This is a genomic window from Metallosphaera tengchongensis (assembly GCF_013343295.1).
In the GTDB taxonomy this organism is placed as follows: Archaea; Thermoproteota; Thermoprotei_A; order Sulfolobales; family Sulfolobaceae; genus Metallosphaera; species Metallosphaera tengchongensis.
The window spans coordinates 789,776-804,672 of sequence record NZ_CP049074.1; the positions used below are offsets into that span (position 1 = coordinate 789,776).

Annotated in this window: 16 protein-coding genes; 14 read left to right on the forward strand and 2 right to left on the reverse strand. The window is 38.7% G+C overall.

Going from position 1 to position 14,897, the window contains the following annotated elements:
• Window positions 1-252 precede the first annotated feature (252 nt).
• Window positions 253-1,143 carry an NAD(P)/FAD-dependent oxidoreductase gene (locus GWK48_RS04180; RefSeq protein WP_174629896.1) on the reverse strand — a complete coding sequence of 297 codons (891 nt, stop codon included), beginning with the start codon at window positions 1,141-1,143 and terminating at the stop codon, window positions 253-255.
• A gap of 38 nt (window positions 1,144-1,181) precedes the next feature.
• Between GWK48_RS04180 and GWK48_RS04185 the strand changes: the two genes are divergently transcribed.
• The 11 genes from GWK48_RS04185 (at window position 1,182) to GWK48_RS04235 (ending at window position 11,825) form a co-directional block, all read left to right on the forward strand.
• Window positions 1,182-1,817 carry a hypothetical protein gene (locus GWK48_RS04185; protein ID WP_174629898.1) on the forward strand — a complete coding sequence of 212 codons (636 nt, stop codon included), beginning with the start codon at window positions 1,182-1,184 and terminating at the stop codon, window positions 1,815-1,817.
• Window positions 1,818-2,057: 240 nt separating this feature from the next.
• On the forward strand, window positions 2,058-2,585 hold the full coding sequence (locus GWK48_RS04190) for a precorrin-8X methylmutase (RefSeq protein WP_246263900.1): 528 nt from the start codon (window positions 2,058-2,060) through the stop codon (window positions 2,583-2,585).
• Window positions 2,586-2,616: 31 nt separating this feature from the next.
• Window positions 2,617-3,666 (forward strand): RsmB/NOP family class I SAM-dependent RNA methyltransferase, encoded by a 1,050-nt coding sequence (locus GWK48_RS04195; protein ID WP_246263901.1) that lies wholly within the window; start codon window positions 2,617-2,619, stop codon window positions 3,664-3,666.
• Window positions 3,659-4,816, forward strand: coding sequence for a cobalt-precorrin-5B (C(1))-methyltransferase CbiD (cbiD, locus tag GWK48_RS04200; protein ID WP_246263902.1), 1,158 nt, complete (start codon window positions 3,659-3,661; stop codon window positions 4,814-4,816). The genes GWK48_RS04195 and cbiD overlap by 8 nt, the downstream gene beginning before the upstream one ends.
• Window positions 4,782-5,423, forward strand: coding sequence for an SAM-dependent methyltransferase (locus GWK48_RS04205; protein WP_246263903.1), 642 nt, complete (start codon window positions 4,782-4,784; stop codon window positions 5,421-5,423). Before cbiD ends, GWK48_RS04205 begins: the two co-directional genes overlap by 35 nt.
• A 17-nt stretch (window positions 5,424-5,440) precedes the next feature.
• Window positions 5,441-7,423 carry a hypothetical protein gene (locus GWK48_RS04210; protein ID WP_174629908.1) on the forward strand — a complete coding sequence of 661 codons (1,983 nt, stop codon included), beginning with the start codon at window positions 5,441-5,443 and terminating at the stop codon, window positions 7,421-7,423.
• Window positions 7,424-7,450: 27 nt separating this feature from the next.
• Window positions 7,451-8,878 carry a type II/IV secretion system ATPase subunit gene (locus GWK48_RS04215; RefSeq protein WP_174629910.1) on the forward strand — a complete coding sequence of 476 codons (1,428 nt, stop codon included), beginning with the start codon at window positions 7,451-7,453 and terminating at the stop codon, window positions 8,876-8,878.
• Entirely contained in the window at window positions 8,859-10,430 is a 1,572-nt protein-coding gene (gene upsF / locus GWK48_RS04220; RefSeq protein WP_174629911.1) for a membrane pilin protein UpsF, read from the forward strand. Before GWK48_RS04215 ends, upsF begins: the two co-directional genes overlap by 20 nt.
• Window positions 10,427-10,873, forward strand: a complete 447-nt coding sequence (upsA, locus tag GWK48_RS04225) for a pilin subunit UpsA (protein ID WP_246263904.1) — start codon at window positions 10,427-10,429, stop codon at window positions 10,871-10,873. The genes upsF and upsA overlap by 4 nt, the downstream gene beginning before the upstream one ends.
• Window positions 10,874-10,875: 2 nt before the next feature.
• Complete coding sequence (upsB, locus tag GWK48_RS04230; RefSeq protein WP_174629913.1) at window positions 10,876-11,271, forward strand: pilin subunit UpsB; 396 nt, start codon at window positions 10,876-10,878, stop codon at window positions 11,269-11,271.
• A 2-nt stretch (window positions 11,272-11,273) separates the two neighbouring features.
• Entirely contained in the window at window positions 11,274-11,825 is a 552-nt protein-coding gene (locus tag GWK48_RS04235; protein WP_174629915.1) for a methyltransferase domain-containing protein, read from the forward strand.
• Window positions 11,826-11,941: 116 nt separating this feature from the next.
• Here GWK48_RS04235 and GWK48_RS04240 read toward each other — a convergent pair whose 3' ends face one another.
• Complete coding sequence (locus tag GWK48_RS04240) at window positions 11,942-12,205, reverse strand: SSO5209 family protein (protein ID WP_174629917.1); 264 nt, start codon at window positions 12,203-12,205, stop codon at window positions 11,942-11,944.
• A 68-nt stretch (window positions 12,206-12,273) separates the two neighbouring features.
• Here GWK48_RS04240 and GWK48_RS04245 point away from each other — a divergent pair, with 68 nt between their 5' ends.
• The 3 genes from GWK48_RS04245 to GWK48_RS04255 are packed head-to-tail and all read left to right on the forward strand — an operon-like array spanning window position 12,274 to window position 14,877.
• On the forward strand, window positions 12,274-12,969 hold the full coding sequence (locus GWK48_RS04245) for an endonuclease III domain-containing protein (protein ID WP_174629918.1): 696 nt from the start codon (window positions 12,274-12,276) through the stop codon (window positions 12,967-12,969).
• A gap of 19 nt (window positions 12,970-12,988) precedes the next feature.
• Window positions 12,989-13,495: a ParB N-terminal domain-containing protein gene (locus tag GWK48_RS04250; RefSeq protein ID WP_246263905.1), complete on the forward strand. Its 507-nt coding sequence runs from the start codon at window positions 12,989-12,991 to the stop codon at window positions 13,493-13,495.
• Complete coding sequence (locus GWK48_RS04255; RefSeq protein WP_174629922.1) at window positions 13,492-14,877, forward strand: glycosyltransferase family 2 protein; 1,386 nt, start codon at window positions 13,492-13,494, stop codon at window positions 14,875-14,877. The genes GWK48_RS04250 and GWK48_RS04255 overlap by 4 nt, the downstream gene beginning before the upstream one ends.
• Window positions 14,878-14,897: the final 20 nt, after the last annotated feature.

Sequence of the window (14,897 nt, forward strand, 5' to 3'; positions counted from 1 at the left end):
CTCGAACCGTAAAAGCTCCTTTTCCTGTTTGATACCGATAAGAAAGATTTCAGACCTATGCCCTTCAGGACAAGGAGGAATCAGAACTAGATAAAACTTTTTCCTTACAAAGTACGTTTGCAGAATATTACCCAAATAATGTAAGGGTTTCGGTAAGTAAATAAACCCCTTTAATTAGTTTTATATATGGACTCTCAGGGACCTATCGAGAGCGGTGATTCCCCCAGAATGCCCCCCAGGTCCCTGGGTGTCCTAAACTTTTAGAAGGAACCCCATGTTACCTTTTCTCCAGATGTAATACCTCTCAATGAACCGTTTGAAAACCGACCTCACCCAAGACCTCCTCACCGTCACGTAACTACCACCCCAGGGTATATTTGACCTTATGTGAAGCCCGATATTTTTTCCATTGTCTAGAATATATATAAAAATAGGCTTAAAGGATCCACTGAACCCATTGATGGAGGCGCCTACGTATTTTCCGCTTCTCATAGCAAGCTCTCCGAGCTTGGGCCAGCCCCTTATGATGTCTCCTGCAACGTACACGTTATCCTTTGTTTGAAGGAATTGATTGGCTTGATAGAACTCAAACGGACTTTCAGGTGTGCATGAATCCAATACATCCTCTGGATTTTCAGTGTATCCTATCCCAACTTCATCGAGCATTCTCTTAACCTCATTTTCGACTGGCTCTCCTAACCAACTGAGGTATGACGTATAAACCTTAACGTTTTTTCCCAATTTCCTTAGATAAAATGACAATTGCAAGATCAAATATTCGTCATATTGATCTTGAGCCCCGAGGGAAACATCAGAGGACTTCCTTGCATTTTCCAGTACCCGTAACAGATTAGGTCTTACGCACCCAGGCGAAAGGACAAGACTTTTTGCACGGATTATGCCATTATCCACCCTTACAGTTAAGGATGAGAAATCCAGATCCTTCACAGATTTGGTTTCCACGAATCCCAATTCCGTCTCGCTCCGAAGTTTAGGATCCACAAGTTTTCGAAGTTCAGCCGTCCAAAATTTGAAAGTCTTGGAATTTGACACTAGCAGCGCCTTTCCTTTAAGTGAATAAAACGCGTTGAGCCCTGCGTAGCCGCTACCCACAATGAGAGTATCTACTGACCTATCCTCCATCTAAGCTTAATAGATCAGAGCTAGTTAAATGTCTAATCGTGAAATTTACTCTAGCCTATTCTGATGATAAGGATCTCGTACCTCTTAGACCCTTGTTGGAAGGAGCTGTCGACAGAGATATAGTACTTGAACCCATAAGGATAAAGGAGGATAATCTCAAGTTTGAGTTCTACAGGTACGATCTAGTTTACCTACCATTACCATTGCTGAATTACATAAAAGACGTTAAGTTCATCTCCAATGGGGCAAAAATAGCCGATAGGATAGGGTTAGTAGGGCAGTGTAGTGGCCTTAAAGTTTGCGTACAGAACTCGAATTCCACTGAGTACTATTATATGAAGATATTTAATCAAAAATACTCAGTTACAATTGGACAAAACTGCGAGTGCTCCGTCGGGGTTGATAACGTAAATGTGGACTTGACCCAGTCTTGGCATGAGAGATGCGGGAGTTTACCGGTTGTACTAAAAATGATAGCTGTAAACGTTAATGATGATGTAATACCTAAGATCAAAATTGCGATTAGGGAGTCAGCCTCGATTGTGGCTAACACCGGATATACAAGCCAACTTTCCAAAGAGCTAGGATTGAAAGGCAGACAGGCTGTGGAATGTTTTATTACTAAATGCCGAGAGGCTGAACTATGCTCTAAAAACTCCTTTTCCATTTTTTAGAGATCTTCCTAGAGGATAAAGTAATTCTAAGAATTTTTATTAGAAAATACACCGAAGGAATATATAGCAAATCGACTAACGAAGACCCCTTAAAAAGGAAAATAAAACCCATACATGCTAGTAAGGCGAGCTCGTCCTTCATTGTATGTTATTAACTTATGACGTTTTATAGTAGACAGTCATTAAGATGGATATGATCCCATCATGGGAGACGTAGATAATATCAGCAAAGAAGGAGATATGAAAATAGACTTTCTACTTGGAGATTTTCTAAGTTTATTGAACCCTAGAGAGGCTCACGTCATGAGGAGAGTCATTAGGAGCATAGGAGACCTTGACCTCGTTGGTACGCTTAGGTTCTCAAAAAATGCCCTTACTGTAGGACCGGAATTGGTAAGGAAAGGTGTTCTTGTTGATACCCGAATGGCGAAAGCGGGTTTAGGCAATCTTGGGATATATGTAGAGCCTAGAACCAGGACTAATAAGTACTTCTCGCAAGACATTGTTGAGTCTTGGAGGGAAGTTATGAATGGAAAAGCGGTAATGATTGGAACTAGCCCTTTGGCTTTGGGGAAGTTGCTAGAACTGATCAACGAGGGGTTTCGGCCAGGACTTGTAATAGGTGTACCTGTGGGATTTGTTAATGCTTTAAGATTAAAATATATGCTATCAAAAAATAATTCGGTGGAGTATATCACAAACATAAGCGTTAAAGGCGGAGTTTCCCTAGGAGTAAGCTTAGTAAAGGCTTTGATGGAAATTGAATGAGATTGATTTTCTTTCTACGGTATTGTTTTACGTGGAAGATGGATATCCTCTCCCTGTAGCGTTCTCAAAAGCCAAGTCTACTAAGAGAGTAAAATCTAATTATGACGATCTGTATGAAATCTCAAGGAAACTGGTTCTAAGCTACTTTAGTTTAAATGGAAAGACTAGAAGGAAAAAGGTGAAGGAATTTTTGAGCATGGATGGGGTAAACGTTGGACTTCCAGCATGGATGGAGAGGGAACTTAATACTCTGATCGACATCGAGAAGTATAAAAAGAGTCTAGTGAATGGAAAGGCGCAGTGGTTCCGGGTAAATCGAATTTTAGCTGACGAAGATAAGATCCTAAAGAGTCTCGAGATGAAGGGTCTAGAATTCGCGAGGGATCCAGATTTCCCTTATATATACAGATCTCTTTCTAAAGATGTAAGTAAAACAGAAGAATTTCAAAATTTTAAGATAATAATCCAGGACAAAGCGAGTGTTGCCGTCGTAGAGGCGTTAAAACCGAAAGAGTATGAGAAGATATATGAGATGGCATCCTCCCCTGGGCTCAAATCTCAGTTAATATACGAGAAGACTGAAGGAAAAGTAGAGCTGTTCCTTGCGGAGATCGACAGGCGTAGACTTGATAAAGAAGTAGACCTTTTGAAAAAATTTGGTGTCGACTTTAAGAACGTTCACTTCGTTAACCAGGACTCAAGATACGGTAGCATAAGATACGCTGACGCTGTATTGATCGATGCTCCTTGCTCAACTTCAGGAGTTATATCAATTGACCCAAGTATTTTGCTATCCCTTAGAAATAAGTCGAAAGTAAAACAATATTCAAGAGTTCAACAATCACTTTTAGAGGATTTGTTCTCCATTAAATTTAAGAGGGCAGTGTACTCCGTTTGCTCTATTTTCCCTGAGGAAGCTGAAATGCTTTTGGATAAACTTAAAGATATGCTTCTCCCCACCGACATACCTGGATCCAAAGGGTACACTAGTTTTGAGTCAGGTAGATTGGGGGTAAGATATTTTAATTTCGTGCATAAGACAGAAGACTTTTTTATAGGAAAACTAAAGGGAAATGAGTGAGTTGAGCGTAAGAATTCCCTTGACTTACCAGCCCTCCTCCCCATCCCTCTCCAACGCAAAATCGGCTCGCCGAAAAATAATGAAAATGGGCTTCACTACAGGTACTGCCGTGGCAGCAGCTGCTAAAGCTTGTGCCATCACGTTCAAGCGAGGTACTATTAGCTCTGTGGTTGTCTCTACACCCATAGGATTGAGAATAGAAGTACCTTTGAATTACGTCAAGAGGATTGGAGAGTGGTGTGAAGCGTCAATTACCAAGTATGGAGGAGACGATCCAGATGATACGAATGGGATGGAGATCATTGTTAGGATGAAGCTCAATAATGATATTGGTTTCTTGACTTTAAAAGCAGGGAAGGGTATGGGGGTTGCGACCAATCACGGTCTCCCGGTATCAAAAGGGGAACCTGCCATTAACCCAGTTCCTAGAAAACAATTAATAGATAATCTAAAGGAAGTTTTAGGAAATGAGTTCGGTGCAGAGCTCGAGATCATTATACCGGAAGGCGAAAAGATCTCCAAAAGAACGTTTAACCCTAAACTTGGAATTGAAGGAGGAGTTTCAGTCCTAGGGACAAGCGGAATAGTGAAGCCAATGAGCTTAGTTTCCTGGTACGCCTCTATGGTAGAACAACTAGATATCGTGAAAAGTTACGGACTTGACTATGTAGTTTTGGTTCCAGGAAATATAGGCGAGACGAGTGCAAGGAAAAAGCTAGCTGTGGATAAGAGATCAATTGTCCAAATGGCTATATTCACTGGTGGAATGTTGAAGGCGTCGGCTAAGAGAGGATTTAAGGAAATTCTTTTGTATGGTCACGTAGGAAAACTCATAAAGAGTGCGATTGGAATATGGAATACCCATTATAAATATGGGGACGGGAGATTAGAGACCATCACCGCATATGCTGCCAAGCATGGAATAGATCCTCAGGATCTGCAAAAAATATTCAGCGCTAAAACTACTGACGATGCAATACAAATTTTAAGTAAATATGACTATTTCTCAATTTTTAATGATATAGCTAATAGGATTGTAAAAAACTCTCGCGAATTAATAAGCAATAAATCCGACATATATTGTATTTTAATTAATATGGAGGGGGAAATTGTTGGTGAGTCAGAAGGTGCAAAGAAATTTCTGGCCTAAGGTACTGGGTGCAGGTCCGGGCAGTTCCAAGTACTTTACAACGATCCTTTTAAGTAGTTTGAAGGACGCAGAGACGGTAGTGGCGTCGTCTAGAATTCTCCAAGAGATCAAGAAAATTAGTGCTACGGATGCAGAACTGATAGAACTGCCTAAGGGAGGAGAGCTTTACGAGTTCCTTAATACTATCAAAAGTAAGGAACGTACTTACGTTTTATCTACAGGGGATCCTATGGTCTCAGGTCTAGGAAAATTCTTTCCCGAGTCAGAGATAGAGCCTGGTATAAGTTCAATACAGAAATGCGCCTCATTGATTCACAAGCCCATAAATGACTCAGCTATTATTTCATCGAGATATAAGAACAACTATGGTAAAATTTCGCATTTAATAGCTTTAGGATTGAACGTGTACCTTCTGCCAGAGCCTGAACTTACTGTCTCAGAGGTTGTAAAAAAGATTGCCTCAAATGTTGGATACAAACTGAGACTTCACATATGCATTGACGTCTCTTTGGATACAGAGAGAGTTTACGTTGGCTCTGTCGAAGATTTCATGAACCTTGACGATAATGGTCTAAAGGTAATTTTCGTGGAACCCTCTCCGTCTTAATCAGTTCTCCTTATCACGTGAAAGTCCCTAGATTAGAATATTCTTCAAAGATTGATATTCCAGACGGTCTCGAAGCTACATTTAGGAAAACTACAGATCATTTTGAACTTTTAACTTCCGCCCTGATTCAACCTAAAATAAGGGTATATCCTAAGGTTGACGTAATTGGAGATTACTGGCTTTTTCAAATAGGAAGCTCCCTTATGGAAATTGAGGGCGATACTCATAGGGTAATTAAATGTGACACAAATCAGTGCAATAAGGCTTGGGGCGTGCATTATGTGAAAGTTGGAAGTGAGATTGAACGGATCTACTTTTTGAACAATAAATACGTCTTCAAAAATGACGAGTATGAGACCCTAATTTCATATTTCGGTACAACCTGCCTCATGAATAAAGGGAAAGGGATTATTTTCAAAAATGGAAAGATATTTGACTTCGAGGATCTAAAATTGATAGGCACCTCAAGGGCTGGCTTATCGTTGATAAGAGAGGGGGAAACAACGCTATTGGGCTGGGACAATTCAGTTCAAAAGTTTAAGATAGAGGGAATTATTCTGTATCATAATATTAATGATATTATCTTCAAGGATCCAGAGGATAAATTAGTTATTAATGATCGAACCATAGGCACTTGCAAGGAGAACGCAGATGTTATAGCTGGAGGCCATGGTTGGTATTTAATCTCTTGTGGGAATTTGGTTCGGCAGTATTTCTGGGATGGATGGAGATCAGTCAGAACTGGAATATATCCAACAAAAAGTGACGGTAGCGAAAACTACGTGGCTCTAGTCTCAGAAGGGAAAACGGAAATTTTTGACAACAACTTTAAACTATTATATGAGCTTAAGCCCGCTACGGTAGGAGTTGGGAGAAGAAAGGTTGTTATATACAGGAAAAAGACCGTATCAATTATAGATCTCAGCGATCTGTTAGAGGTCAAGATAGAAGAAAACCGACCCGAGAACATTATCTCAATAAGAGTTCCTGAAGGCTACGTTATTGAGACCGATAAATTTTTACCTAAAGTAAGCAGTCGTAAGGTAAATGGATATGTTGTGGAACAATTTGAATATTTAGGGAATTACCCTCGAATGAGTTTTAACCTGCTTTCTGAATTCATTTCTTCTGAAATACCTATCTCATTAAACGAGGAGCCCATCATTTTACGATTTAAGGGGAATCTTTTAGTAGCAGATAGTTTCGGACGAACTAAGGACAACAATGGTAACGCAATACTTAGCGGGGAACTTTTAATAAACAGAAACATAAGATCAGAGGCTGTTTTAAGAATTTCTCTCGATTCACTGCATAAAGAAATAAAGGCTAAGTTTTCCGACAAGAGATTTGTATTCAACGAGAGTTTACGTGTCCCTGCATGGGAGAAAAGCCATAAGGAGATACGCTTTAGCCTATTTGTCAATGATATGGAGATAAGCAGTTTACAAGCGTTAGTGCCAGTTGTCAAAATTGAAAAACCAAAGGAAACTAAAAAACTCTTTATTGATAAGGGTCACATATTTCTTGAAATTTTACGATCAGAGGATAAAAACTTTATTTTTGACACGGTAAAGGTGCATCCAAAATATAAGCAACCGGTTGAAATAATAGTTAACAGTGTACTAGATAATTCAAAGAAAAGCAGGGTCAGATTCGATTACAAATATTCCAATAATACTGTTGTCATGAGGATGTTTTTATATAAATTAATAAGAAATCCTAAAATATGGATAGAGGGAAATTATCTCAATGTAGACCCAAACATTTCCTTATCCGTTCCTGTTCAAATATTTTATGGGACTTCGGCTTACTTCGGGCTACCAATACGTGTCCTCTTTCCTTTTGATCCAATATACGATTTAATTGTGATCAGGGTTTTCGTTGGTAATACCGAAATTGAAGAAAGGTACAGAATAGACTCCTTAAATCTAGGTTTCATTATCGCAAATGCCTCTTCAATGAAAATCAAGGAAGTGACCGAAAGTGTTGGCGTACTCTGAGATCTTTTATAACTAGGATCCAAATTAATGAGAACTGTTGTAGAAGAGTACTATATACTGGGAAACAAGGTATCTATTATAGACGATGATGGAAGAGGGTTATACATAATTGAAGAGCCTAAAGTCCTAGATGAGGAAAGAGATATTATTAACAGAGTTCTAGATGAGGTATTCCTATCTTCTAATGCTGCAGGAGATATAGAAAACAAATTTCACGAAATTATTAAGAAACGAAATATTAATCAAGATACAGCTGAAAAGATTGAAAATATTTTAAAAAAGAGACTATTTTTTGAACAAATTACTATCCCCCTCCTCGATCCTGACGTCGAAGAAATAGAGTGCACTGGACCGAACTTTCCGCTTACTGTTATTCATCGGAAACACTCAAAATATCTAAGGCTTTATACAAACATTATATTAGGAAAAGAAGAGGACATCATTAAAATTATTGAGAAATTAGCTATAAAAAGTAATAAATCTGTAAACATTGCGAGACCTTACATGGAGTTCTCCCTCCCTGAAGGTCACAGGGTTGCGGCAACCATATCCAACGAAATCTCGAGCCCCGGTTCAACCTTCGACATAAGGAAGTTCCCCTTATCTCCCATATCCCTAGTAAAATTAATCATGTCAGGATCCATAAGTGTTGAAGCAGCCTCATATCTATGGTTCTTGTTGGATTATAGACCTTTCTTTCTTGTAGTGGGCTCCACTGGGTCTGGCAAGACCACGTTCTTAAACGCATTACTAAATTTTACCAACCCAGATTCAAAGATCTTAAGTATAGAGGACACTCCAGAATTAAACTTGGCTGGGAAAAATTGGATAAGGTTTTTCACGAGATCTACAGGGACTAATTCATACGACGTCACTCTAAATGATTTATCCAGGTTGGCTCTAAGATATAGACCAGACTACTTAATAATCGGAGAAGTTAGAGGCAAGGAAATTGAAACTTTAATTCACGCCTCTGCTTCAGGCCATGCGTCTTTGAGTACTTTCCATGGTGGGAGGCCCTCAGACGTTGTGACCAGAATTATAAGCCTTTTACCTAAGGAGCAAGCCCTAATGTTCTTAAATAACATCTGGGGTTTTATCATGGTCGGAAGAAGAGTCGACGATAGTGGAAGGGTAGTGAAGGCTGTGAGTTCAATATATGAGACTGTAAGAGTGGATAATAGAACGAAATTCAAAAAAGTCATATGGTGGTCTAATAGGCAGAAAAGATATGAACCTGTTGATATATCCTTTATCATTAAGAATTCTATAAAAATAAGATATTTATCGCAACTTTATGAAATAGATATCAAAGATATAATAAATAATTTAGAATTAAGAGTCAATTTTTTAAAAAATCTATTACTAAATAATATCGTAGATAATCAGTCTATACAAAAGTTTATTGGAGATTTTTATAGGAAAGGTGATATTCATGTACAAACGAGTATCTAGGTATAGTAAACTATATCATTCAATTTTAAAATTTTTAGATAGATTTGGTAGTTTAGCTATTTTAACAAAGATTTCTCCTTATTCTTTATTTTACTCTAGAATAAAGAGTGTTCATGAATTCATAGGAGAAAATCCACTCTATTTAGAAAACTACTCTAGAAGAATGTGGATTTTCCTTATAATATCAGGAGCGTTCGCAATTTTTCTAACTATCAGAAACTTGTACTTCTCGTCTCTAGCCATAATACCGGTAGCCATCTATCTTTATCCACTTTTTGTTACTGAGCTCAGAAAACAAGAGTATATTAACGAGTTAAAAAACGAATATGTGCCTTTCTCTATTCTAGTGTACCTTAACGCCACTTTGGGAAGGGGGCTTAAAGAGGCTTTTGATGATGTGGCAAATAGTAATTTTTTCAATAAAATAAGAAAAGAGTACGAGATTATTCAAAGAAGTGGTATCTTCAAAGGACATAGCTTCATGGAAGGCGTTCAAGGGAGATTTAAATCCCTAGGGAACCATCCTTTAGCCAAAGTATATTCAGGCACGATTTCTGCACAGTACCTTGGGGTTTCCCTAGCTCAGAGATCACATGAGTTAATTAACAATATACTGTCCTCTATAAAAGAGGAATATCAAAACTTTGTTAATAAGTCTTCTGAAATAGTAGAGGTGACCTTTTCAATTTTCCTCTTGTTCCCTTTGGTAGCCATAAGCTTCCAGATTTTAGAGAAGAATAATAACTACTCCATTCTTATTGCCCCTTTGCTACTAACTCCACTCATGATTCTCTGGGTGTCAACATCTCAACCTAATATGGGAATTCGGATACATATGAGCAAGTACCAAGCAATAGGAATTTTAGCGTCGTTACCTTTGCTGATTGTCCCAATAAACATGGAAGAGAAGCTAGCCATACTACTTTTATGGGGCCTAGCTTGTCTCATCCCGTCCTATTTAGAAATTAGAGATCAGGAGATCATATTGAACGATATACCTAAGGTCTTATCCGAGATCGCTGATTATAGTAAGTTAGGTTACGGGGTAAGGACTGCCATTCAGAAAATTGACTTTAATAGCATAGGAATACATAAACAAACTATTAGAGTATTCGACAAGATCAGAGTTTCTATACAGCTCGGACTAGAAATTCCTTCAAATATCGCTAGATTAAATCTGCTAAATTCATTTTTCGAAATTTTGAACATACTGGATAAGAAAGGTGTTGAGGGAGCTAATGTAATTCATGACCTTACGCTTGTAATAAATAATATTATAACAAGCAGACAAAAACTGATCAGTGAACTAAGAACGTTTACTGTTTTAGCTCTAATTTCACCTGTACTATTCTGGTTTGCAACAACGTCTATATCTTCAATTTCAGGGGTTCATAGTGAATATCTTAACCTTGTGAATTTAGGATATAGTTTAGCTATTTCCACTATTTATTCAAGGATATATAAATTCACATTATTAAACCCTATTCTATATATGGTTGTGATAGCCTTATCATTAATACTTTCAATAGTCCCCCCTTCCTTGATATTTTGAGATATTATTTGAGGAAAATGAGGTCAAAAAAGGCGGTTTCATCCATACTGGGAACAATTCTTATTATTTCAATAACGCTAGCTCTGGGGGGATTACTGTACGGTTACAGCAAGGGTCTCTTCGGTAACCTAAGCACCAATGAAGACTTAACAACTAATTTCCAGTTACAGGTGACTCCAGCTGGAAGTTACTTGCTATACTCTTTGAAAGATGATGGTAATGTAGCGCTTCACCTGGAATATATTGTTTTAAATGGTTCAAATCTTCCCAAACCTTACAAGATCAATATAAATGAGACTCTCCAGCCAGGCCAGCAGATTCAGAACGTTACGTGGATTCCAGGAACTTTAGTCTCAGGTAACTACTACACAGTGATTGTTTACGCTATTTTACAAAACGGGCAAATCTATGATACCATCTCTTCAGTTTTGGCGGCGAGTTAATCATGAGGAGTTGGTATGTAAAAGGCATTTCAGAAATTTTTTCTGCACTCCTAGTTACCCTAATCGTTCTCTCTCTCACGGGTCCCCTATTATACTACGTTTATAGCACAGAGACTCAGCAAAGGGGGACAGTAAGTTACGAAGTAAACTCATATTTAGCTTTAACAGAAATAGATATAAAGGTGATTAAAATAAATAATAATTCTTTCTATATTTTTCTTTATAATTATGGACAACAGAAAGATAATATCCAAGAAATTATAATAGGAAATAAAACCTTTAGTGTCGACAGACCATTATATCCAGGAAATATCGTAAGGCTATCGAATTTCGTTGGAAATATAACAGTTAATAGTACAATAATATTAAAGGTAAACAATCTATACTACCTTGGTTAGAAATGTTCCCTCTCCTAGATGATAGGATCTTCGAAAGCCATGAGATTCCTGGACCAACCAAACAGGAAATTAGAGCCATCGTGTTGTCCAAGATGAGGATATTCCCTGGATGTAAAATTTTAGAGATCGGAACTGGGACGGGCTCCCTGACTGCAGAGATTGAGAGATTAGGTTGCTACGTTGTAAGTATCGATATAGAGGATTACATAGAACGAGCACCAGGCAGAAGAATCACATCTTACTCTGATTACATTCAGGCTTCATCCGAGTATTTTAATTGTAGGCAATCTCAGTTCAACTCTGTATTCATTGGAGGAACCAAGCATCTAGAGCAAAGTGTAAGACTTTCTAGAGATCTACTAACTATAGAAGGGCGCCTTGTAGTAAACGCATTTACTATTGAAAGCATAGGAAATATAGGGCATGTCATCCAAAAATATTTCGGAAGTTACAACGTGTTGCAAGTTCAAATTTCCGTCGGAGAGAGAAGAGGAGATAGCACCCTTATGATAGCGAGGAATCCAATTTTCATTTTCTATACGACAAAGACTTAATTTAAAACAAACTTGTAAAATAAGAGCAAACTCAGCAGACATGTCACAGCCTTTGTTTTAATTCTGCAATTGAATAGTCTAGTTTCTAAGTTTTAGGATAATTTTAGAATTATCCGTTAAGCCGTAACAGGCTCGGTTCTGGTTCTTACTTCCAGAACCTCTCCCCTTTCGAGTCCATCCAGAACCTGCTTTCCTCTCTCCGTCAGTTTATATACTTTGTGAGATCCTTTTGAGTAAATCGTCTCCACGAGACCCAATCCTTCCAAAACATGAAATATAGCTAAGACCTCATATCTAGGCAATCGTGTCTTAACCACTACCTCCCCTGGGTTTAGCGCACCTTCAGATATAGCCTCAAGAACCAGTTTTAGCTCGTACATCAGTTTTAGATTTTATTTAAAGCGCTTTTAAGCCCCATGGCTCTTAGACTAGTAGGGTCAACAAAGGCATGGAATCTTGTGATCCTTCAGATATAATATCGAAGTTAGATCAAGCTTACAAGGTAGTCCCTGAGGACTTTCTGTCTCTAGAGGTGTGGCTGAAGACATCTGATCCCTTCAAGGTTCTAATTGCTACTATCCTGACCCAGAACACTTCTGACAAGGGAGCTAAGAGGGCCTATGAAAAATTGGAAAATACCATAGGAGTTACACCTCTTAAACTGTCCAGCGCCTCCTTAGAGTCTATTAAAGAATGCTTGAAGGAAATAGGGCTTTATAACAGCAAGTCCAAAACCATAAAGGCAATATCTTCCTTTATCCAAGAAAAATACCGTGGAAATATAGAAGAGATCTTGAACCTAGGTGTGGAAGAAGCTCGTAAATCTTTGACCTCTGTACCCGGAATAGGGAAAAAAACTGCTGACGTTGTTTTATTGACCTGTAAGAACTATGAGGTTTTCCCTGTAGACACCCATATCTTCAGGATCTCCGAAAGACTTGGTATTGTAGGTAATTACGACAAGGTGAGTAAGTTCTGGCTAAAAGTCTCAAACAAGAAAAACATGCTGAGCCATCTTCTCCTTATTACTCACGGGAGGAAAACATGTAAAGCCAATAAGCCGCTTTGTAACATATGTGTCATTAATGGATGCTGCAAATATTACGCTAGATTACATGGATCCGTCGGATCTACTTCCTCATGAGGATGTATTGAGGCGTAAAATGAACAATACGCTTATAGCAGTAAAGGAGACCAGATCAGTCATCCCGATATTGATAGATGAGAAGTCCTTATTGGTTATAGATGGACATCATCGAAGGGAAGCTATGATGCAGCTAGGGTTCAAGAGGATACCTGTTTATGCTGTTGACTATCAAGACAGTAGCATTACAGTGGATGTGTGGTATAGAAAAGTTGAGCTTAACCCTGTTTCACGTTTATTCCTAAACTCATTGAAAAGTGAAGGAAAGATATGTTTCTCGATTTCGGAATTCAAGATATGCTCTGAAAGTGTGTACTCAGCGTACTGGAAATTACAATGGCTTGAACAAAAATTGAAGCTCTTTGGGTCGGCAATGGAAAGAAATCCGAGCGAGGGATTTTCGCCACCTCATCTAGATAAGGATGTAATACTTGATATCGCAAAGAAGGGGCTAAGGCTGCCGCCCAAAACGAGCAGACATACGTATGATTTTATTATCCCTAAGGAAAGAGTAAAACTACAATGATTTCGTTTATCGCTGCACTCTTTCAAATTGCCATTTTGCTAGTACCCAGCGCCGTCTTGATGTATCAATATGTTCTTTTCAAACAGGGGGTCAGAAGGAAGGATAGCCTCTTTCCTATTTACGACAGCCAACTTCCTACTCTTTCAGTATTAGTCCCTACACGAGGAGAAAAAGTAGAGGTAATACAGGGTTTGCTGAACAACTTGAGCTCAGTACAATGGGATAAGGATAGATTAGAAGTGGTAATTGTTTCAGATGATTCCCCAGAACAGTTCCTTTATATTACTAAAAATCTTCAAATACCTCCTAACTTAAACGTGAAAATTGTAAGAAGAGAGAGGAACGTAGGTTATAAGAGTGGAGCTTTAGCTCACGCGTTCTCTATTTCCAAGGGGGAACTGGTGATAACCCTTGACGTTGACGCTAGGCTAGACAAGGATTCTTTGGTAAAAGCCTACAATCATATGAGGGCGTTCGGCTGCGACGCAGTTACAATGAATTGGGTAGGATACACTAACAATAAACATTCGACACTAGCCAAGGGCCTAGCCATATCAACGTCGATAGCGGATAAGTCGTTACTTAGGGGTAGAGACGCTATTGGACTAAAAATATTTCCAGTAGGTTGTGGAACTATGTTCTCCAGAAGGGCAATCGAGGAGGTAGGTCCCTGGGATCCAAGAATGATTCAGGACGATTTAGAAATTGGGGCTAGACTTTTGAGCAAAGGTAAGAGGGTTTGCTCTTCCTCGTCGTCTGTTTACGTAGAAGTGCCGGATAACCTGGTAGCGTTCTACGTCCAACAGACTAGATGGGCTATGGGAAGTATAGAGGTTCTTACAAGGCGTTTTAAAGAAATAATGAGCAAAAATCTTTCCGTAAGGCAGAAAATTGATATCCTTCTTTTCCTTTTACAGTATATACCTATAGCCTTAACATTCGTGGCCGCGGCAGGATTAGTCATCACTCCTTTGGTCATAGGAAAATGGTATGACTACTTGGAATCTCCCTTAATATTGGTCTGGATCACAGCCCTTAGCCTGTATGGTTACAATTTCATCAAACAAGCAAAGGATTTGGGATTAAAAACAGTGGAAGCTTTCAGGGCTCTCGGTAAGATATCCTCCTATACCGTTGCCATATCTCCATTTATCCTTATTGGCCTATTGTCAGGGTTAAGAAGAACTAGGAAATACGTGGTTACTCCAAAGGGGGTTAAGGTTACCACCTGGATACAATATCCTATTCTATTCTTTGGCTTAGCTTTTATCTCGTCCTCACTAATATACTTCCTACACCACTCCTACATAACATCCCTATGGCTCCTGTACTATTCTATGGGTTTCCTCTTCACGTTCTTCACATTCAAAAGAGAACTTTAGAACTCAAGCTTTTTTTAAGC